Genomic DNA, 18,214 nt, shown 5'->3' with positions numbered 1-18,214 from the left:
CCCCCGCACCGAGGAGCACCCATGACCACGTCCGTGTCGCCCGACCACGCCTGGCTGCGCGCGTCGATCGACCTCGCCACCCGCAACGTCGCCGAGGGCGGCGGCCCGTTCGGCGCGGTGGTCGTCCGGGCGGGCGAGGTGATCGCGACCGGCACGAACCAGGTCACGCCGACGCTCGACCCGACCGCGCACGCCGAGGTGGTCGCCATCCGCGCGGCCTGCCGGGCGCTCGGCGACTTCCGGCTCACCGGGTGCGTGCTGGTGTCGTCCTGCGAGCCGTGCCCGCTGTGCCTGTCCGCCGCGCTGTGGGCGCGGGTGGACCGGGTCGTCTACGCCGCCGACCGGCACGACGCGGCGGCGGCCGGGTTCGACGACCGGGAGTTCCACGACCTGTTCGGCCGGCCGCGGGAGACGTGGAGCCTGCCGGTGCACCACGTGCCGACGGGCGAGGACACCGCGCCGTTCAGCGCCTGGCTGGAGCACGCGGACCGGGTGGACTACTAGGTCGTGCGCGGCGTGCCGGTGGACCGGCGGCGCCAGTCCCGGATCCCGGGGAGCTGCCGGAAGCCGGCCGACCGGTAGGTGGCGACCGCGCCCGCGTTGGCGCTCGGGGTGCAGACGACCGCGCTGGACGCGCCCATCTCCCGCAGCGCGGCCGCCGCGGCGAGGGTGATCGCCCGGCCGTGGCCGCGGCCGCGGTGGTCCCGGTGCACGCCCATCGGTTCCAGCAGGCCGGGCCTGCCCGGACCGGCCGACCACACCGTCACCGCCGCGACCGCCTCACCCCGGTCGTGGGCGACCAGGCACCGGGCGTCGGCGTAGGCCGGCCCGGCGGCCATCGCGCGCCACGCCTCGTCGGTGAACGTGGACCGGTCGAACGCCGCGCGCTGCACGGCGGTCCGCACGTGCGCCCGGTCCGGTCCGACGACCTCGATGCGCACGCCCGGTTCCGGCACCGGGTCGGACAGGTCGCGGATCAGCGGCGTCCACGGCTCGTCGGCGGTCCAGCCCGCGTCGGGCAGCAGGTCGTGGAGCAGCGCGTCCGCCGGGGCGTCGAGGCCGGCCGTGCCCTCGGGCAGCAGGCCGCGTGCCGGCTCGGTGGCGTCCTCGACCAGCCGCCGGGCCAGCTCCTCGTCGCGCCGGACGTCCGGCGCGGTCGTCAGCCGGAGCAGGCCGGGGCCGTCCAGGAGGCCGACGGCGACGACCCTCCCGTCCCGGCTCCACGTCCGGACCGCCGCGGCCGTCGCGTCCGCGCCGAACCGCCGGAACCAACCCAGGTCACCGGGGTGCAGCTGCATCGGCGCGCCGTCGTGCTGCCACTCGCGCAGCACCGCGACCGCCTCGTCCGGGTCGTGGACCGCCGGCTCGCGCAACACGATCGCCATCCGCCGATCACACACCGCGGCGGCGGTCCGCCGCACCCGATTTTCGGCCCGGGGTCACGCCCGAGCGTTGAATTCAGGGGTCCTGAACGTACGACTCACGGGTCCTGAACGTAGGACACACGCGTTCTGAACGTAGGACACGCGCGGGGGTCAGGGGATGGTGATGGCCTTCATGCGTTCGATCTCGTCGGTCTGGGAGGCGACCACGTCGTTGGCCATGTCCTCGACCCGCACGTCGGTGCCCGAGGACAGCAGCTCGACCGCCATGCTGATCGCGCCCTCGTGGTGGGCGATCATCAGCCGCAGGAACAGCCGGTCGAAGTCCGAGCCGGTGGCCGCGCGCAGCTCGGCCAGCTGCTGCTCGGTCGCCATGCCGGGCATCGAGTCGTGGTCCACCTCGGGCAGGTCGGCGCTGTGGCCGTGCGCGGGCGCGTTCTCCGCGTACTGCCGCTGCCACTGCTCCATGGCGGCGATCTCCGGGCCCTGCGTGTCGTGGATCCGCGACGCCAGCCCGCGCACCGTCTCGTTTCGCGCCCGCTCCGGGGCGAGCGCGGTCATCTCCAGCGCCTGCCGGTGGTGCACGATCATCCGGGCGACGTAGGTCAGGTCCGCCTGGCTCGGCGCGACCCAGCGGTCCGTGCCGAAGTCCTCCGGCGCAAGGGTTTGCGCTTGCTCACCCGGCCCCTGTGGCGCGATGATCGGGGGCTGGTCGACCGATTGCGACGTGCAGCCCGCGAGGACGGCCACCAGCACCGCGACGAACACCATTCGCATCCCGCTACCCCCTAGCCCTCCGGTCGGCCGCCAACGTACCCGGCGACCCCACATGTCGGAAGTGCGGAAAATTCCCGACGAATGGGTCTGGTCCTTAGCGTTGCGAACGGGTGATACTGCGGGCCCTGCACTTGGGTTGGAAGGGGAACCTGAAGTGGATGTACGCGATTCGACCCGCCGGCGCAGAACGCCGGCCGCGGTCCTGGGAGCGTTCGCGCTGAGCCTGTCGGTCGTGGCCTGGGCGCCCCAGGCGACCGCGGCCCCGGACGACGCCGACCTGGCCGGACTGTCCGAGACCCAACTGTCGAGCCAGGAGCAGCCGGCCGCCGGCATCCCCGGCGTCGACGAGATCCGCAACAGCCGCAACGTCAAGCACTTGGCGAACCTGCCGAAGCCCGCGCCGTTCGGCGCCGGCTCGACGTGGACCGACCTGGCGTTCCAGGACGGTTACGCGTTCGACGGCAACTACGACGGCTTCGTCATCTACGACGTGCGCAACCCGCGCAAGCCGTCCATCGTGAGCACGGTCTGGTGCCCCGGCTCGCAGAACGACATCTCGGTCAAGGACAACCTGCTCTTCCTGTCCACCGACTCGTCCCGCAGCGACAACTCCTGTGCCAGCACGCCGCTCTCCGCGACCAACAAGGACGCGTGGGAGGGCATCAAGATCTTCGACATCAGCGACAAGAAGAACCCGAAGTACGTCGCCGCGGTCGAGACCAAGTGCGGTTCCCACACCCACACGATGGTGCCGGACAAGCGGGGCAAGGACGTCTACCTGTACGTTTCGTCGTACGGGCCGAACGCCTCCTTCCCCGACTGCCAGCCGCCGCACGACCTGATCTCCATCGTGAAGGTGCCGCTGAAGAACCCGGCGGCGGCCTCGCTGCTGTCCGAGACGGTGCTGTTCCCGGACGGCGGCAACCCCGGTCGTGACGGCACGATCGAGGAGGGCTACGTCCGCGCCACCTCCGGTTGCCACGACATCACCGTGTACCCGGCCAAGGACCTCGCGGCCGGCGCCTGCATGGGCGACGGCGTGCTGTGGGACATCTCCGACCGCGAGCGGCCCCGCGAGATCAGCCGCGTGCAGGACGACGTGAACTTCGCGTTCTGGCACTCGGCCACCTTCAACAACGAGGGCACCAAGGTCGTCTTCACCGACGAGCTGGGTGGCGGCGGCGCGCCGACGTGCAACGAGACGATCGCCAAGACGCGCGGCGCGGACGGCATCTACGACATCACCGGCCGCGGCGACAAGCGCAAGCTGGAGTTCCGCTCGTACTACAAGATCTCCCGGATCCAGGGCGAGACCGAGAACTGCGTGGCGCACAACGGTTCGCTGATCCCGGTGCAGGGCCGCGACATCATGGTGCAGGCGTGGTACCAGGGCGGCATCTCGATCTGGGACTTCACCGACTCCCGCAACCCCAAGGAGATCGGCTGGTTCGAGCGCGGTCCGCTGCCCAACGGCGCCGGCGGCGGCTCGTGGTCCGCGTACTACTACAACGGCTACATCTTCTCGTCCGACATGGCCAAGGGCCTCGACGTGCTCGACATCCGCGACCCGCGGACGGCGACGGCGAAGCTCGTCCGCGTCGGCGAGCTGAACGTCCAGACGCAGGGCTCGTACCGGGACCTGTTCCCGCGCTAGCCCGAACGGCCTGACCACGTCCGGACCCGGAGGGGCCCGTCGCACCCGCGGCGGGCCCCTCCACCCGTTCCGACCAACGCCAACATTGCATATTTCCCCCGGGTTCACCGGAATAGCGCTCACCGGTACTCCTTGGCGGTGAATTCGTCCGCACCGGGGCCGACTCGGCGTAGTATCGGCCCCGATTCCTCTTCACGAATTCCTCGCGAGGAGTATTCCCATGCCGGACATGACCCTCTACCGGGGTGAGCGGCACAATGTCTGGCCGGACCCGGCGGTGCGCCTCATCTGGGGCGGCATGACGATCCTCGACCCCTGGCCGGGCGCGCGGCTGCCGAACCAGACCGCCACCGGCGCGTGGTCCGCGCTCTCCCGCGCGATCAGCACCGGCGGCGGCGACCTGGCGGCGTTCTCCCGCTCGCTGCGCGCGGCGGGCGTCTCACACGGCCTGACCTTCACCCGCGTGCCCGACCCGGTGCGGTCGGAGTCCGCCCACCACTACGTGGTCACCATCCACCACGCGCGCACGTTCCTGCTGCGCTACGGCGGGGTGGGCGGCTGGACCCTGGGCGAGGAGGTGCCGTGGGTGACCGACCCGACACCGGCAGACCAGGATTACGTGGTGCTGAACGGGCCGAGCGTGAGCCGGTCGACGGTATTGGGTTACGGGCATTTCGCGGGCACGCCGGAAGTCACGTTGTTCACCGACGTGCCGACCACGTGGGTGACGTCCGTCAACGGTCAGCCGATCGGCGCACGTGGCATACGCGTTTTGGTCGATTCGGCGCTGTCCGACGCGGAACGGGTGAAACTGACGAAATTGCGCCGACCCTGACCCGGACCACCAAGCCCACGCCGCACCGAGCCGTCGCGCCCGAACACCACCGCCCGAACACCACCGCCCGGTCCGCGTCCAGGTCCGCCCCACCGCCGTCGCCGTCGCCCCGGATCGTCAGGTCTTCACCACCGTCACCCGGACCGCGTCCAGGTCCACCACGACCGCCGGGCCGGGCCGTCAGGTCTCCACCACCATCACCCGGCCCGCCCCGAGGTCCAGCGCCACGGTCGCGCCGGGCGGGAAGTCGCCCGCGCGGGAGGACGGCTGGTCGACCCGCACCACCTGCTCGCCGCCGTCGAGCCGCACGGACAGCCGCGTCACCGGGCCGAGGAAGCTGTGCGTGACCACGTTCCCGGTCAGCGCGCCGTCGGCCGGCCCGCGGTGCGGGGCGATGCCGATGTCCTCCGGCCGCACGATCACCTTGACCTCGCCGGTCAGCCCGGCCGCCGCGTCGGTGTCGAACCGGAACGCGCCCAGCCGGACGCCGCCCGCCTCGGCGACGCCGTAGACCGCGTTCGTCACACCGACGAACTCCGCCACGAACGCCGACGCGGGCTCGCGGTACACCGCCGCGGGCGTGTCGAGCTGTTCCAACCGGCCGTGCGACAGCACGCCGACCCGGTCGGAGACGGCCAGCGCCTCCTCCTGGTCGTGCGTGACGAACAGCGTGGTCATGCCCAGCTCGGTCTGGATGCGCCGGATCTCGTCCCGCAGCGCCACCCGCACCTTGGCGTCCAGCGCGGACAGCGGCTCGTCCAGCAGCAGCACGCGCGGCTGGACGGCCAGCGCGCGGGCGAGCGCGACGCGTTGCTGCTGACCGCCGGAGAGCTGGTGCGGGTACCGCTTGCCGAGGTGGGCGAGCCCGACCAGCTCCAGCAGCTCGGCGACCCGCCGGTCCCGGTGCGGGGCCTTGCGCAGCCGCAGGCCGAACGCGACGTTCTGGCTCGCGGTCAGGTTCGGGAACAGGCTGTACGCCTGGAACACCATGCCCATGTCGCGCTTGTTCGCGGGCACGCGGGTGATGTCGCGGCCGGCCACCAGCACCCGGCCCGCGTCGGCCGCCTCGAACCCCGCGACGATGCGCAACGCCGTCGTCTTGCCGCAGCCGCTCGGCCCGAGGAGGCTGACCAGCTCGCCCTCGGCCAGTTCCAGGTCGAGCCCGTCGAGCGCGGTCTGGCCGCCGAACGCCTTGCGCAGCCCCTCCAGGCGCAGGTAACCCATGTCAGCCTTCCTCGGCGGCGGAACCACGACGCCGCCCGCCGATGAACGAGAGCAGGAACAACAGCACGAACGCGAACAGCAGGCTCAGCAGCGACACCGCGATCGACACGCCCGCGTCCCGCTTGCCGAGCAGGTTGACCCGCACCTGGAGGGTGTCGAAGTTCAGCAGCGACGCGATGGTGAACTCCCCCAGCACCAACGCGACCGACAGCAGCGACGCGCCGAGCAGCGCGGTGCGGATGTTGGGCACCACGACCCGCAGCAGCACCGTGCCCCAGGACGCGCCGAGCCCGCGGGCCGCCTCCGCCAGCGTCCTGAGGTCGATCGAGGACAGGCCCGCGTCGATCGCCCGGTAGGCGAACGGCAGCGCCAGCACCGCGTAGGCGAACGTCAGCGTCAACGGCGAGTCGCCGAGGAAGTAGTTCACCCACGCGTACAGCGGGGCCATGCCCACCACCAGCACGATCGCCGGGATCGCGATCGGCAGCAGGCACAGGAACTCCACCAGCCGGCCCAACCGGGGCAGCCGCAGCCGGGTCCACGTCATGGTCGGCACCAACAGCAGCAGCACGAGCAGCGAGCTGAGCACCGCGAGCTGCACGGACACCAGGATCGCCGCGACCAGGTCGCGGTCCTCCACGATCCCCGACCACGACGCGAGGCTGCGCGTGCCGCCCGCGCCGCGGGTCGAGAACTCCGCCATCGCCACCAGCGGCACCAGGAAGTAGACCCCGAGCACCACCAGGACCGCCGACCGCGCGACCCCGCGCCCGGTCACCGCCGCCATCGGGCGTACCTCCGCTGCACCAACGCGTACAGGCCCATCGCCACGCCGACGACCACGACCATGCCCAGGCCGAGCGCCTTGCCGAGGTTCTCCCGGCCCAGCAGCACCTCGCCGGTCAGGAAGCCGCGGATCTGCAACGGCACGATCGGGCTGCCCTGCGACACCAGCGCCGCCGCCGTGGCGTAGGCGGAGAACGCGTTGGCGAACAGCAGCAGCAGCGACCCGAGGAACGCGGGCAGCAGCACCGGGCCGCCGACGTGCCGCCAGTAGGTCCACGACGAGCCGCCGAGGCTCGCCACCGCCTCCCGCCACTGCGGGCGCAGGCCGTCCAGCGCGGGCAGGAACACGATGACCATCAGCGGGATCTGGAAGAACGTGTAGACCAGCGCGAGGCCGGGCAGCTCGAACAGCCACGCGCCGCCGGCGAACAGGTCCAGCCCGAACGAGTCCCGCAGGAACCGCGTGACCAGACCCTGGAAGCCGACCGCGGCGAGGAACGCGAACGCCAGCGGCACGCCGCCGAACTGGGCCAGCACACCGGAAGCCGCCACCACCACGCGGCGCAGCGGCCCGTCCGGCCGGCCCGCCGCCACGGCCCACGCCAGCAGCCCGCCGAACACCGCGCCGAGCAGCGCGGTGAGGGCGGACAGCTCCACGCTGCGCAGGAACGCCCGCAGGTACGGGCCGCGGGTCAGGTCGGCCAGGTTGGCGAGCGTGAACGCGCCGTCCTGGTCCTGGAACGACCCGGCGAGCACGAGCACCGTCGGGTAGACCAGGAACGTGCCGACGTAGGCCAGGAACGGCGCGACGACCAGCCACGCGAGCAGGGACGTCGAGGACGGTCCGCGGCCCGGCCGGCGCGGCGACGCCGGGTCCGCGCCGAGGACCGCGGTGGTGACGGGTGCGACCACCGGTCAGCCCACCGCCTGCGCCCAGGTCGAGGACAGCACCTGCTTGGCCGCGTCCGACTGCTCCTGGGTCAGGAACACCTGCTCGCCGGAGGTCTCGGGCAGCTTCGCCGCCGCCTCCGCGTCGATCGTGCCCGCCTTGGTCATCGCGTCCATCCGCACCGGCCGCGACAGGCCCTTGAGGTAGAGGTTCTGGCCCTTGTCGGAGTACAGGAACTCCTGCCACAGGCGCGCGGCGGCCGGGTGCGGCGCGTCCTTGTTGATCGCCTGGTTGTAGTACGCGCCGACCTGCGCGCCGGACGGGACGACGACCTTCCAGTCGACCTTGCCCGCGAGCTTCGCGGTCTGCGCGGCGTTGGTGTAGTCCCAGTCGATCACGACGGGCGTCTGGCCGGACTCGATGGTCGCGGGCGACGGGTCGACCGGCAGGAAGTTGCCCGCGGCCTTGAGCTGCCGGAAGAACTCGACGCCGGGCGCGATGTCGTCGGCCGACCCGCCGTTGCCCAGGGACGCCATGACCACGCCGGAGAACGCCGCGCCGGCCTGGGTCGGGTCGCCGTTGAGCGCGACCTTGCCCTGGTACTCGGGCTTGAGCAGGTCCTTGACCGAGGTCGGCGCGGGCACCTTGGCGGCGTCGTAGCCGATGGACATGAAACCGCCGTAGTCGGCGTAGTACAGCCCGGACGGCTCCTTCAACTCCTCGGGGATGTCCGCCCAGGTCCGCACCCGGTACGGGGCGAACACGTCGGTGTTGGCCAGGGCCACGTTCAGGCCGAGGTCGAACACGTCGGGCGCGCGGTCGCCGCCCTTGAGCTGCTCGGCGGCGTTGATCTCGTCCTGGCTGGACGCGTCGGGCTGGGCGCTGTCGACCTCGATGCCGTACTCGGCCTCGAACGCGGAGATCAGCTCGCCGTAGTTGGCCCAGTCCGGCGGCAGCGCGATGACGTTGAGCCGGCCCTCCTCCTTCGCGGCGGCGACGAGCTGGTCCAGCCCGCCGAACTCGGCGGCGGACTCGGCGGTGGCCGCCGGCGTGCCGCTCGCGGCGCCGTCCTTGGGCGGCGGCGTGCCGCAGGCGGCGACCAGCGCCAGCGCGGTGATGCCGACGCCCGCCGACCGCAGGACTCGGGTGTGCTTCACGGGAGGGCCTTCCTGGGGTGACGGAATTCTTCGCGCGGACCGGGAATGTTCGGCCAAGCGGAGGATTCGCGACGCCGCGCGCGGTTGTCAAGGACGGTGGTCGGACTGAGACCTGGGTGACGGGGTGGGCGAATTCCCCGTGGTGCGCGGGTGGCCGGGAGGTGAACGACGCACCCGGTCTGACCGGCCCGGATGGGGCCAGGGGTTCGCCCGTCGGGGGACGTGAGGCGGTTGCCGGTCACCCACCGGAACGCCCCGGTGAGCCATTGGGGCGGTGCCGGATCGGAAATGGGTGAATCGCCGACCCGATTCCCCGACGAATTGTCCACGCACAATTCGCCGGCCGGTAACCGGCCCGGTCGCCCCCGGCCCCCGGCAGGCGCGGCGCGGACACTTCGGCAGTAGCCGTACTATGTGTAGCGAGGCTACTTATGAGGGGTGGGTCATGGGCCGGAAGCTGCTGGTCTGGTTGCACGTCGTCTCGTCCACGGGCTGGATGTGCATGGCGCTGGCCCTGTTCGTGGTGGTGGACCACGCGCTGTCCGCGCCGGGACGCCGGTCGGTGTTCGAGGTGGCGACGCTGCTCGACGTGCAGGTGTTGCAGTTCATGGGCACCACGTCGGCGTTCAGCGGGCTGATGCTGTCCGGCCTCACCGCGTGGGGCTACTTCCGGCACTGGTGGGTGGTGGCGAAGTTCGCGATCACGGTCAGCCAGCTGTGCGCGGGGATCTTCGTGCTCAGCCCGAACCTGCACCCGGACGGGTCGCCGCTGCTGCTGCGCGTCGGCTCGCTGCTGATGGCCTCGGCGCTGGCGTGCCAGGTGTGGTTGTCGGTGGCCAAGCCGTTCCCGCGCACGCCGTGGGCCGGGCGGACCAAGCCGAGGACCGCGCCGCCGTGGGCGTTCGCGCTGTGCCTGGCCGTGCCGGCGTTCGACTACGCGCTCGGCCAGGCGCTGCTCGGCGTGCCGCTGCCGGCCCTGTCGCTCCTGGTCGCGGCCGGGTACCCGGTGGTCCGCGCCGCGCGCACCGAGGCGCGCGACGCGGTCCCCCGTTAGAGCCGCGGGTCCACCGGCTCGGACTCCAGCGCCAGCACCGCGAACACGCACTCGTGCACGCGCCACAGCGGCTCGCCGCGGACGGCCCGCTCCAACGCCTCCAGCCCGAGCGCGTACTCCCGGATCGCGAGCGAGCGCTTCGCGCCCAGACCGCGCTTGCGCAGCCGCTCCAGGTTCTCCGGCTCGGTGTAGTCGGGGCCGTAGATGATCCGCAGGTACTCCCGACCGCGCACCTTCACGCCCGGCTGCACCAGGCCGCGGTCGCCGCGCACCAGGTTCGCCAGCGGCTTGACCACCATCCCCTCGCCGCCCGCCGCCGTCAGCTCCTCCCACCAGCGCACGCCCGCGGCGACCTGCTCGTCGTCCGCCGTGTCCACCACGAGGTGGCGGGTCGGGGTGAACAGCCCGCCCCGCAGGCGGCCGAGCACGTCGAGGTGCCACCGGTGGTCCCGGTCGTGGAACGTCCGGCCGCGCGCGGCCAGGAGCTGGAACGGCGCGAGCGTCACGCCGGCCAGCCCGTCGGTCGGCCGCACGTACCGCAGGTAGGCGTCGCGGTAGCCGGTCGCGTTCGCCAGCCGGCTCTCCGTGCGGGCCATCAGCCCGCCGACGTCCACGCCGCGCGCGGCGGTGCGCGCCAGCACGTCCACCGCCACGCCGAGCGCGACCGTGGCCGCCGCGCCGACCGACGCGTACTGCTCCCGGATCAGCCCGGCCGCCTTGGCGTTCCACGGCAGCAGCTCGGCGTCCAGCAGCAGCCAGTCGGTGTCGAACTCGTCCCACAGGCCGGCCGCGGTGACCTCCTCGCGCACGCGCGCCAGCAGCTCGTCGCGCAACGGCGGCTCGAAGAACGCCCGCCCGGTCCGGGTGTGGACCACCCCTCCGCCGTCCGCGCGCACCAGGACCACCGCCCGCGACCCCATGTGCTTCTCCTCGCAGATCACCTCGCGCACGCCCGCGGCGCGGTACTCCGCGAAGGCGTCCTCCGGGTGCTCCAGCACGTCGGGCCGCCGCGAGGTCGCGGTCGGCGCCATCGTCGGCGGCAGGTACAGCAGCGAGCGCGGGTCGATCGCGAAGCGGCTCATCACCTCCAGCGCCGACGCGGCCTGCTCGGGGCGCACGCCGATCCGACCGCGGTGGGCCGTCTCGACGAACCGGCGGCCGGTGACGTCGGACAGCGCGAGCACGTCCGGCTCGCGGTCCGCCTCCGGCGCGACGAGCGGGCGCACCGGCTCGTACCAGACCCGGTGGGCCGCGACCGACACGATCTCGCGCTCCGGGTAGCGCAGCGCGGTCAGCTTGCCGCCGAACACCACACCGGTGTCCAGGCACAGGGTGTTGTTCACCCACTCCGCCTCGGGCGTCGGCGTGTGCCCGTAGAGCACGGTGGCCCGGCCGCGGTACTCGGTGGCCCACGGGTAGCGCACGGGCAGGCCGTACTCGTCCGTCTCGCCGGTGGTGTCGCCGTACAGCGCGAAGGCGCGCACCCGCGCCGACGCGCGGCCGTGGAACTTCTCCGGCAGGCCCGCGTGCGCGATGACCAGGTCGCCGCCGTCGAGCACGTAGTGCGCCACCAGCCCGTCGCAGAACCGCGCCACGCGCTCGCGGAACTCCTCCGGCTCGGCCGCGAGCTGGGCCAGCGACTCCGCCAGGCCGTGCTTGACCTGCACGTCGCGGCCCCGCAGGGCACGCGCCAGCTTCTGCTCGTGGTTGCCGCACACGGCGAGCGCGTGCCCGGCCTCGACCATGCCCATGACCAGGCGCAGCACGCCGGGCGTGTCCGGGCCGCGGTCGACCAGGTCGCCGACGAACGCGGCCCGCCGTCCCGCCGGCGGAACGGCGTCCACCGGACGGCCCTCGGCGTCGCGGACCAGCGCGTAGCCCAGCCCGACCAGCAGCTCCTCCAGCTCGGCGCGGCAGCCGTGCACGTCGCCGATCACGTCGAACGGCCCGGTCTCCCCCCGCCGGTCGTTGAGCAACGGCTCGGGCACGATCACCGCTTCGTCCACTTCGGACTGCGAGCGCAGCACGTGCACCCGGCGGAAGCCCTCCTTGCCCAGGTGCTTCAGCGACTTGCGCAGCGCGGCGCGGTGCCGCCGCACCACGTGCGGGCCGAAGTCGCGGTCCGGGCGGGCGGCGTTGCGGGCGAGGCAGACCTCCTCCGGAGGGTCCAGGACGATCGCGACCGGCAGCACGTCGTGCGCGCGGGCCAGCTCGACCAGGTGCGCCCGGTCGGCCCGCTGCACGTTCGTCGCGTCCACGACGGTCGTGCGCCCCGCCGCCAGCCGCTTGCCCGCCACGAAGTGCAGCGCCTCGAACGCGGCGGCCGACGCGGACTGGTCGTTCTCGTCGTCGGCGACCAGGCCGCGGAAGAAGTCGCCGGACAAGACCTGCGTCGGCGCGAAGTGCCGGCGCGCGAACGTGGACTTGCCCGAGCCGGACGCGCCGACCAGCACCACCAGGCACAGGTCCGGGATCCCGAGTTCCATCAGTCGTCCCCCAGGGTGAAGGCGGCGAGCTGGGTCGGCGCGCCGCGCTCGGCGTCCACCGGCCCGATCGGCAGGTGGCGCACGGTGTAGCCGCGCCGCCGCGCGACCCCGGCCGCCCACTCCGCGAACTCGGCGCGGGTCCACTCGAAGCGGTGGTCCGAGTGCCGGCGCCGCCCCTCCGGCAGGGTCTCGAACAGGGCGTTGTACTCGACGTTCGGCGTGGTGACCAGGACCGTGCGGGGACGGGCGACGCCGAACACCGAGTGCTCCAGCGCGGGCAGGCGGTCGGGGTCGAGGTGCTCCACGACCTCCATCAGCACGGCCGCGTCGTAGCCCTTCAGCTCCGGGTCGGCGTAGGTGAGCGACGACTGGCGCAACGTGATCCGGGCCCGCTGCCGCTCCGACATGCGGTCCAGGCGCAGCCGGCGGGCGGCGGTCGCCAGGGCGCCCGCCGACACGTCCACGCCCTGGACGCGGGCGAAGTCCGGATCCTCCAGCAGGGCGCGCAGCAACGCGCCGCCACCGCAGCCCAGGTCCAGCACGCTGCGCGCGCCGACCTGCTTGAGCTGGTCGACGATCACGTCCCGGCGCTGCACGGCCAGCGACACCTTCGGCTCGGCGAGCGCGTTGTCCAGCTCCTCCGGCTCGACCTCCTCCACCTCGGCCAGGCGCGACAACGCCGACTGCACCAGGGGCCGGCGGCGCATCAGGTAGCGCGTGGTGATCAGCTCCCGGTCCGGGTGCGCGCCGAGCCAGCCCTCCCCCGCGCGCAGCAGCTTGTCCACCTCGTCCTCGGAGACCCAGTAGTGCTTGTCGCCGTCGAGCACCGGCAGCAGCACGTAGAGGTGCTTCAACGCCTCGGCGAGCGTGAGCGTGCCGGTGAGCGTGACGTCGGCGTACCGGGAGTCCTCGCCGTCGCCCAAGGGGATCGGGGTGACGCGGGCGGTCCAGCCCAGCGGCGTGAACAGGCGCTCGACCAGCCGGTGCGGCAGGACCGGGACGCGGACGGTGAGCGGGATCGGGGTCGCGGCCACCTCCGCGCGGCTGCGGCTGCGACCGTTCATCGCGGTGCGGAACACGGACCCGAGCGCGACGGTCAGCAGCGAGCCGGCCACGTACGGGCGGTCGTTGACGTACTGGGTGAGCGTGCTGCCGGGCCCGCGCACCAGCGCGACGGGATCGACCTCCAGCAGGAGGGCGACCGTGCACTCCTCCTCGTCCGCGCGCGGGTAGAACACGTGCGCGGTGCCGGAGGAGGTGCGGAACGACTGCGCCCGGTCGGGGTGTTTGTGCAGCAGGTGACCGAGGTCGGTGGCCGGGCGGTGGGTCGTGGTGAGGGTGAGCAGCACGACGCCAGTGTGGAGGAGCGCCGCCGCCGACCGCCCCCGAATTTCACCGTGAACGCCGGACCGCGCCGGCGGTGCTAGCTTCGGTGGCAGCCGCCGCCTTCCCCGGAACGGAAAGGCAGAAGTGTGAAACGTCTGGTTCCCCTGGTCATCGGCGGCCTGTGCGCGGCGGTGCCGACGCCCGCGGCGGCGGCCGACACCCCGAGCGCCACCGGGGTCGCGGTGACGGTGGCCCGCTTCGCCACCCCCGACACCGCGACCAAGGCGTACACCTACGACCCGGCGCTGATCGCGCCCGGCGCGGCGGTGGTCGTCGTGGCCACCCCGCTGCGGCGCTCCACCAAGGCCCTGCTCACCGTGTACGGCCTGGTGCCCAACCGCACCTACGGCGCGCACGCCCACCAGCGGCCGTGCGGCGCGCTGCCCACCGACGCGGGCGCGCACCACCAGCACGTGGTGGACCCCGTGCAGCCGTCGGTCGACCCGGCGTACGCCAACCCCGACAACGAGATCTGGCTCGACTTCACCACCGACGACCGGGGCCGCGCCGTCGTCGGCACGGTCGTGCCCTGGCGGTTCGCCGACCGCCGGGCGGGCTCGGTCGTGATCCACGCCGAGCGCACGGCCACCGAGCCGGGCAGGGCCGGCACCGCGGGCCCCAGGCTCGGCTGCGCCACCGTGCGGTTCTGACCGCCTGCCGAAACGCACGCGGTTCGGCCGCGCCGCGGTCCTGATCACCTGCCCGCGGCACGGCCACCAGGTCCGGATCGGCCGCGCGGTCCTGACCGCCTGCCCAACGCACGGCGACCGGACCGGACAGGACCGGCTCGTGCGGTTCCGACCGCCTGACGGGAGGCCGGCCCGGTGGGAGCCGGGGGCCGGCCTCTCCCGGCGCGACCGGGTTGCCAAAACGGCAACGTTCTTTGCCAATCCGCCGGGCACGCGCGCAGGGTGGGTCGCGGAGGTGGTCACGATGACCTTTGAGTTGGGTGCCGGTTGTGACGTGGTGGTGGTCGGCGGTGGCGCGGCCGGGTTGAACGGGGCGCTCATGCTCGCCCGGTCACGGCGGTCCGTCGTGGTGGTCGACGCCGGGTCGCCCCGCAACGCGCCGGCCGAGGGCGTGCACGGTCTGCTGGGCCGGGAGGGCACGCCGCCCGCCGAACTGCTCGACCGCGGGCGGGCCGAGGTGCGCGGTTACGGCGGGCACGTGGTGACCGGCGAGGTGGCGACCGTGACGCGCGCGGACGACGACCGGTTCGTGGTGACCCTGGCCGACGGCCGTGCGGTGCGGGCGCGCCGCGTGCTCGTGACGACGGGCCTGGTGGACGAGCTGCCGGACGTGCCGGGGCTGCGTGAGCGCTGGGGCCGGGACGTGCTGCACTGCCCGTACTGCCACGGGTGGGAGGTCCGCGACCGGGCCGTCGGCGTGCTGGCGACCGGGCCGATGTCCGTGCACCAGGCGTTGCTGTTCCGGCAGCTGACCGCCGACGTCACGGTCTTCGCGGGCGACGTGGCGCTGACCGACGAGCAGGCCGAGCAGCTGGCCGCGCGCGACATCGACGTGGTGCGGGGCCCGGTCGCGTCGGTGGAGGTCGCCGGGGACCGGATCGTCGCCGTGCGGCTGGCCGACGGCCGTTCGGTCGCCCGCGAGGCGGTGGCGGTCGCGCCGCGGATGGTGGCCCGCGCCGGGTTCCTCGCGTCGCTGGGCCTGCGGCCCGTGCCGCACCCGTCGGGGATGGGCGAGCACCTCGCCGTGGACGCGACCGGGCGCACCGACGTGCCGGGCGTGTGGGCCGCGGGCAACGTCACCGACCTGTCCGCGCAGGTGGGCGCGTCCGCCGCGGCCGGCGCCGCGGCCGGCGCGCAGATCAACGCCGACCTGGTCGCGGAGGAGACCCGGCTGGCCGTCGCCGCCCGGCGCGACCCGTTCGCCGCCGAGGCCCGCGTCGCCGAGCTGGTCGCGGGCGACCGCCGGCACGGCCTGTGACCCCGCCGCACGACGCCTCCCGCACCGGCCGCGGACCGGTGCGGGAGGCGCGGCCCGTCACGGCCGGGTGGTCGTCACCGCCGGGTCCGCCGCCGACGCCCGCGCGCGACGGGCCACGGCGAAGCCGAACACCAGGGCGGTGAAGAACATGACGAAGCCGTAGGTCACCGAGGGCATCGCCATCTCGGTGCTGTCGAGCAGGGTCGGGCTCATCGCGATGGCGATCGACAGCGGCGCGTTGTGCAGGCCGATCTCGAACGCCGACGCGATCGACTCGCGCCGGCCGACCCGGAACAGGCGCGGGCCGAAGTAGCCGACCGCCATGCCGAACAGGTTGAACAGCACGACCACCGCGATGATGTCCCCCAGGATCCGGAAGACCTCCTCCCCCAGGCCGCTGAGCACGCTGGCGATCATCATGACCAGCACGACCACCGACAGGACCTTCACCGGGCGCTCCATGCGGACGGCGAACGAGGTGAACCTCGCCCGCAACGCCATGCCCACGGCGATCGGGATCAGCACGATGGAGAAGACCTGGACGACCTTGTCGAACTGCAGGCCGATCGAGCTGTCCGCGCCGAGGAAGCCCGCCACCGACAGGTTCACGATCAGCGGCAGGGTGAACATGGCCAGCACCGAGTTGACCGCGGTCAGCGAGATGTTCAACGCCACGTCGCCCTTGAACAGGTGGCTGTAGAGGCTCGCCGTGCTGCCGCCGGGGGACGCGGCCAGCAGCATCATGCCGATCGCCAACTCCGGCCGCAGGTCGAACGCGACCACCAGGCCCAGGCAGATCGCCGGCAGCACCAGCATCTGGCCGACCAGGCAGACCACCATCGCGCGCGGGTACCTCACCACGCGGCGGAAGTCCTCCAGGGTCAGCGTGAGGCCGAGCCCGAGCATGATGACGGCCACGGTGATCGGGAACAGGAGGAGAACCGTGGAGTTGCTCATGCCGCCCTGCCTTCCGCTCGGCTGCGAGGTACAGGGAGTCTCACACCGGCGCGCGGCCCGCTACTTCTCCGCCGTTGCCGTTCACGTCCGTTCAGGGTGTCCGGGGGCGGGTCGACCCGAATGCCGGGTACGTCCACGCGCGTGCGCCGCCCACGGGGAGCGGCGCACGCGCGTGCACGAAGCGGTCAGTCGTTGCCCGCCTCTAGGGCGGCGTGGTCGAGCAGCTCGTCGTCCGCGACCCGACCGCGGGACGCGATGACCTCCGCGCCGCCCTCGGGCATCGCGCCGATCAGCTCGGTCGGGGTCACCCGGGCCGCGCTGATCAGCGTCGACTGGCTGCCGACCATGCCCAGCCCGGCGTACTGCTCCAGCTTGGCGCGCGAGTCGGCGATGTCGAGGTTGCGCATGGTGAGCTGGCCGATGCGGTCGACCGGCCCGAACGCCGAGTCCTCGGTCCGCTCCATGGACAGCTTGTCCGGGTGGTAGCTGAACGACGGGCCCGTGGTGTCCAGGATCGAGTAGTCGTCACCGCGGCGCAGGCGCAGCGTCACCTCGCCGGTGACCGCCATGCCGACCCAGCGCTGCAGCGACTCGCGCACCATCAGCGCCTGCGGGTCCAGCCAGCGGCCCTCGTAGAGCAGCCGGCCGAGCTTGCGGCCCTCGGTGTGGTAGGCGGCCAGGGTGTCCTCGTTGTGGATCGCGTTGACCAGCCGCTCGTAGGCGGCGTGCAGCAGCGCCATGCCCGGCGCCTCGTAGATGCCGCGGCTCTTGGCCTCGATGACCCGGTTCTCGATCTGGTCGGACATGCCCAGGCCGTGCCGGCCGCCGATGGCGTTGGCCTCCAGCACGAGGTCGACCGCGGAGGAGAACTCCTTGCCGTTGATCGTCACCGGGCGGCCCTGGTCGAAGCCGATCGTGACGTCCTCGGTGGCGATCTCCACCGCCGGGTCCCAGAACCGCACGCCCATGATCGGCTCGACGATCTCGATGCCCGCGTCGAGGTGCTCCAGCGCCTTGGCCTCGTGCGTCGCGCCCCAGATGTTCGCGTCGGTCGAGTACGCCTTCTCCGTGCTCGCCCGGTACGGCAGGCCGCGGGCCTGCAACCACTCCGACATCTCCGTGCGGCCGCCCAGCTCGCCGACGAACTCGGCGTCCAGCCACGGCTTGTAGATCCGCAGCGAGGGGTTGGCCAGCAGGCCGTAGCGGTAGAACCGCTCGATGTCGTTGCCCTTGTAGGTGGAGCCGTCGCCCCAGATCTGCACGTCGTCGTCCAGCATGGCGCGCACGAGCATGGTGCCCGTCACGGCCCGCCCGAGCGGCGTGGTGTTGAAGTACGCCCGGCCGCCGGAGCGGATGTGGAACGCCCCGCAGGCCAGCGCCGCGAGACCTTCCTCCACCAGGGCGGCCCGGCAGTCGACCAGCCGGGCGATCTCGGCGCCGTACTGCGTGGCGCGGCCGGGGACCGATGCGATGTCGGGCTCGTCGTACTGCCCGATGTCCGCGGTGTACGTGCACGGCACCGCGCCCTTCTCACGCATCCAGGCGACCGCCACGGACGTATCGAGACCACCGGAGAACGCGATGCCGACGTGTTCGCCGGCGGGGAGGTATGTGAGCACCTTGGACACATCAGAAGTATGCACGACGCTGCATGACCATGCATAGCCGGGGGTGGCAAGT

16 protein-coding genes are annotated in these 18,214 nt (G+C 72.9%); 6 read left to right on the top strand and 10 right to left on the bottom strand.

Annotation, left to right across the window (positions count from 1 at the left end; all coding sequences use genetic code 11):
- Positions 1-21: 21 nt before the first annotated feature.
- Positions 22-504, top strand: a complete 483-nt coding sequence (locus tag ACWEFJ_RS10535) for a nucleoside deaminase (RefSeq protein ID WP_449713591.1) — start codon at positions 22-24, stop codon at positions 502-504.
- On the opposite strand, the gene ACWEFJ_RS10530 is transcribed toward ACWEFJ_RS10535, so the two are convergent.
- Together ACWEFJ_RS10530 and ACWEFJ_RS10525 are read right to left on the bottom strand one after the other, a co-directional pair.
- The gene (locus ACWEFJ_RS10530) at positions 501-1,385 is read right to left on the bottom strand and encodes an N-acetyltransferase family protein (RefSeq protein WP_449713590.1); all 885 of its coding nucleotides are present in this window, start codon (positions 1,383-1,385) and stop codon (positions 501-503) included. The two genes, ACWEFJ_RS10535 and ACWEFJ_RS10530, sit on opposite strands and share 4 nt — an antisense overlap.
- 150 nt (positions 1,386-1,535) lie before the next feature.
- Positions 1,536-2,159, bottom strand: a complete 624-nt coding sequence (locus tag ACWEFJ_RS10525) for a DUF305 domain-containing protein (RefSeq protein ID WP_378085217.1) — start codon at positions 2,157-2,159, stop codon at positions 1,536-1,538.
- 223 nt (positions 2,160-2,382) lie between these two features.
- Here ACWEFJ_RS10525 and ACWEFJ_RS10520 point away from each other — a divergent pair, with 223 nt between their 5' ends.
- Entirely contained in the window at positions 2,383-3,813 is a 1,431-nt protein-coding gene (locus ACWEFJ_RS10520) for an LVIVD repeat-containing protein (RefSeq protein ID WP_378085246.1), read from the top strand.
- 220 nt (positions 3,814-4,033) lie between these two features.
- On the top strand, positions 4,034-4,648 hold the full coding sequence (locus ACWEFJ_RS10515) for a hypothetical protein (protein ID WP_449713589.1): 615 nt from the start codon (positions 4,034-4,036) through the stop codon (positions 4,646-4,648).
- 180 nt (positions 4,649-4,828) lie between these two features.
- Here the strand turns inward: ACWEFJ_RS10515 and ACWEFJ_RS10510 are convergent, their stop codons facing one another.
- From ACWEFJ_RS10510 to ACWEFJ_RS10495, 4 genes are read right to left on the bottom strand one after another with little or no spacing between them, the layout of a single operon-like run.
- Positions 4,829-5,872: an ABC transporter ATP-binding protein gene (locus ACWEFJ_RS10510; RefSeq protein ID WP_449713588.1), complete on the bottom strand. Its 1,044-nt coding sequence runs from the start codon at positions 5,870-5,872 to the stop codon at positions 4,829-4,831.
- A 1-nt stretch (position 5,873) separates the two neighbouring features.
- Positions 5,874-6,659 (bottom strand): ABC transporter permease, encoded by a 786-nt coding sequence (locus tag ACWEFJ_RS10505; protein ID WP_378085223.1) that lies wholly within the window; start codon positions 6,657-6,659, stop codon positions 5,874-5,876.
- The gene (locus tag ACWEFJ_RS10500; RefSeq protein WP_449713587.1) at positions 6,647-7,570 is read right to left on the bottom strand and encodes an ABC transporter permease; all 924 of its coding nucleotides are present in this window, start codon (positions 7,568-7,570) and stop codon (positions 6,647-6,649) included. The genes ACWEFJ_RS10505 and ACWEFJ_RS10500 overlap by 13 nt, the downstream gene beginning before the upstream one ends.
- Positions 7,571-7,573: 3 nt before the next feature.
- Complete coding sequence (locus ACWEFJ_RS10495) at positions 7,574-8,704, bottom strand: ABC transporter substrate-binding protein (RefSeq protein WP_378085227.1); 1,131 nt, start codon at positions 8,702-8,704, stop codon at positions 7,574-7,576.
- Between the two features lie 445 nt (positions 8,705-9,149).
- Here ACWEFJ_RS10495 and ACWEFJ_RS10490 point away from each other — a divergent pair, with 445 nt between their 5' ends.
- On the top strand, positions 9,150-9,758 hold the full coding sequence (locus ACWEFJ_RS10490) for a hypothetical protein (protein WP_449713586.1): 609 nt from the start codon (positions 9,150-9,152) through the stop codon (positions 9,756-9,758).
- Here the strand turns inward: ACWEFJ_RS10490 and ACWEFJ_RS10485 are convergent.
- Together ACWEFJ_RS10485 and ACWEFJ_RS10480 are read right to left on the bottom strand one after the other, a co-directional pair.
- Positions 9,755-12,244 (bottom strand): polynucleotide kinase-phosphatase, encoded by a 2,490-nt coding sequence (locus ACWEFJ_RS10485; protein ID WP_449713585.1) that lies wholly within the window; start codon positions 12,242-12,244, stop codon positions 9,755-9,757. The genes ACWEFJ_RS10490 and ACWEFJ_RS10485 overlap by 4 nt on opposite strands.
- Positions 12,244-13,593, bottom strand: coding sequence for a 3' terminal RNA ribose 2'-O-methyltransferase Hen1 (locus ACWEFJ_RS10480; protein WP_449713584.1), 1,350 nt, complete (start codon positions 13,591-13,593; stop codon positions 12,244-12,246). The genes ACWEFJ_RS10485 and ACWEFJ_RS10480 overlap by 1 nt, the downstream gene beginning before the upstream one ends.
- A gap of 123 nt (positions 13,594-13,716) precedes the next feature.
- On the opposite strand from ACWEFJ_RS10480, the gene ACWEFJ_RS10475 reads away from it, so the two are divergent.
- Positions 13,717-14,280 (top strand): superoxide dismutase, encoded by a 564-nt coding sequence (locus ACWEFJ_RS10475; protein ID WP_449713583.1) that lies wholly within the window; start codon positions 13,717-13,719, stop codon positions 14,278-14,280.
- A gap of 283 nt (positions 14,281-14,563) precedes the next feature.
- The gene (locus ACWEFJ_RS10470; protein WP_378085238.1) at positions 14,564-15,577 is read left to right on the top strand and encodes an NAD(P)/FAD-dependent oxidoreductase; all 1,014 of its coding nucleotides are present in this window, start codon (positions 14,564-14,566) and stop codon (positions 15,575-15,577) included.
- 57 nt (positions 15,578-15,634) lie between these two features.
- Here ACWEFJ_RS10470 and ACWEFJ_RS10465 read toward each other — a convergent pair whose 3' ends face one another.
- Both ACWEFJ_RS10465 and argG read right to left on the bottom strand, forming a co-directional pair.
- Complete coding sequence (locus ACWEFJ_RS10465; RefSeq protein WP_449713582.1) at positions 15,635-16,534, bottom strand: bile acid:sodium symporter family protein; 900 nt, start codon at positions 16,532-16,534, stop codon at positions 15,635-15,637.
- Positions 16,535-16,719: 185 nt separating this feature from the next.
- Positions 16,720-18,162, bottom strand: a complete 1,443-nt coding sequence (argG, locus tag ACWEFJ_RS10460; protein ID WP_378096434.1) for an argininosuccinate synthase — start codon at positions 18,160-18,162, stop codon at positions 16,720-16,722.
- Positions 18,163-18,214 lie beyond the last annotated feature (52 nt).

The organism is Actinosynnema sp. NPDC004786, assembly GCF_053601135.1.
The sequence above is the reverse complement of the archived record's forward strand: the minus strand, read 5'-3'. Positions and strand labels throughout refer to the sequence as shown.

Bases quoted from the DNA above. Each gene is read 5' to 3' on its own strand.
- ACWEFJ_RS10535 (WP_449713591.1), top strand. From the start codon at position 22: ATGACCACGTCCGTGTCGCCCGACCACGCCTGGCTGCGCGCGTCGATC.
- ACWEFJ_RS10530 (WP_449713590.1), bottom strand. From the start codon at position 1,385: ATGGCGATCGTGTTGCGCGAGCCGGCGGTCCACGACCCGGACGAGGCG.
- ACWEFJ_RS10525 (WP_378085217.1), bottom strand. From the start codon at position 2,159: ATGCGAATGGTGTTCGTCGCGGTGCTGGTGGCCGTCCTCGCGGGCTGC.
- ACWEFJ_RS10515 (WP_449713589.1), top strand. From the start codon at position 4,034: ATGCCGGACATGACCCTCTACCGGGGTGAGCGGCACAATGTCTGGCCG.
- ACWEFJ_RS10510 (WP_449713588.1), bottom strand. From the start codon at position 5,872: ATGGGTTACCTGCGCCTGGAGGGGCTGCGCAAGGCGTTCGGCGGCCAG.
- ACWEFJ_RS10505 (WP_378085223.1), bottom strand. From the start codon at position 6,659: ATGGCGGCGGTGACCGGGCGCGGGGTCGCGCGGTCGGCGGTCCTGGTG.
- ACWEFJ_RS10490 (WP_449713586.1), top strand. From the start codon at position 9,150: ATGGGCCGGAAGCTGCTGGTCTGGTTGCACGTCGTCTCGTCCACGGGC.
- ACWEFJ_RS10485 (WP_449713585.1), bottom strand. From the start codon at position 12,244: ATGGAACTCGGGATCCCGGACCTGTGCCTGGTGGTGCTGGTCGGCGCG.
- ACWEFJ_RS10470 (WP_378085238.1), top strand. From the start codon at position 14,564: ATGACCTTTGAGTTGGGTGCCGGTTGTGACGTGGTGGTGGTCGGCGGT.
- ACWEFJ_RS10465 (WP_449713582.1), bottom strand. From the start codon at position 16,534: ATGAGCAACTCCACGGTTCTCCTCCTGTTCCCGATCACCGTGGCCGTC.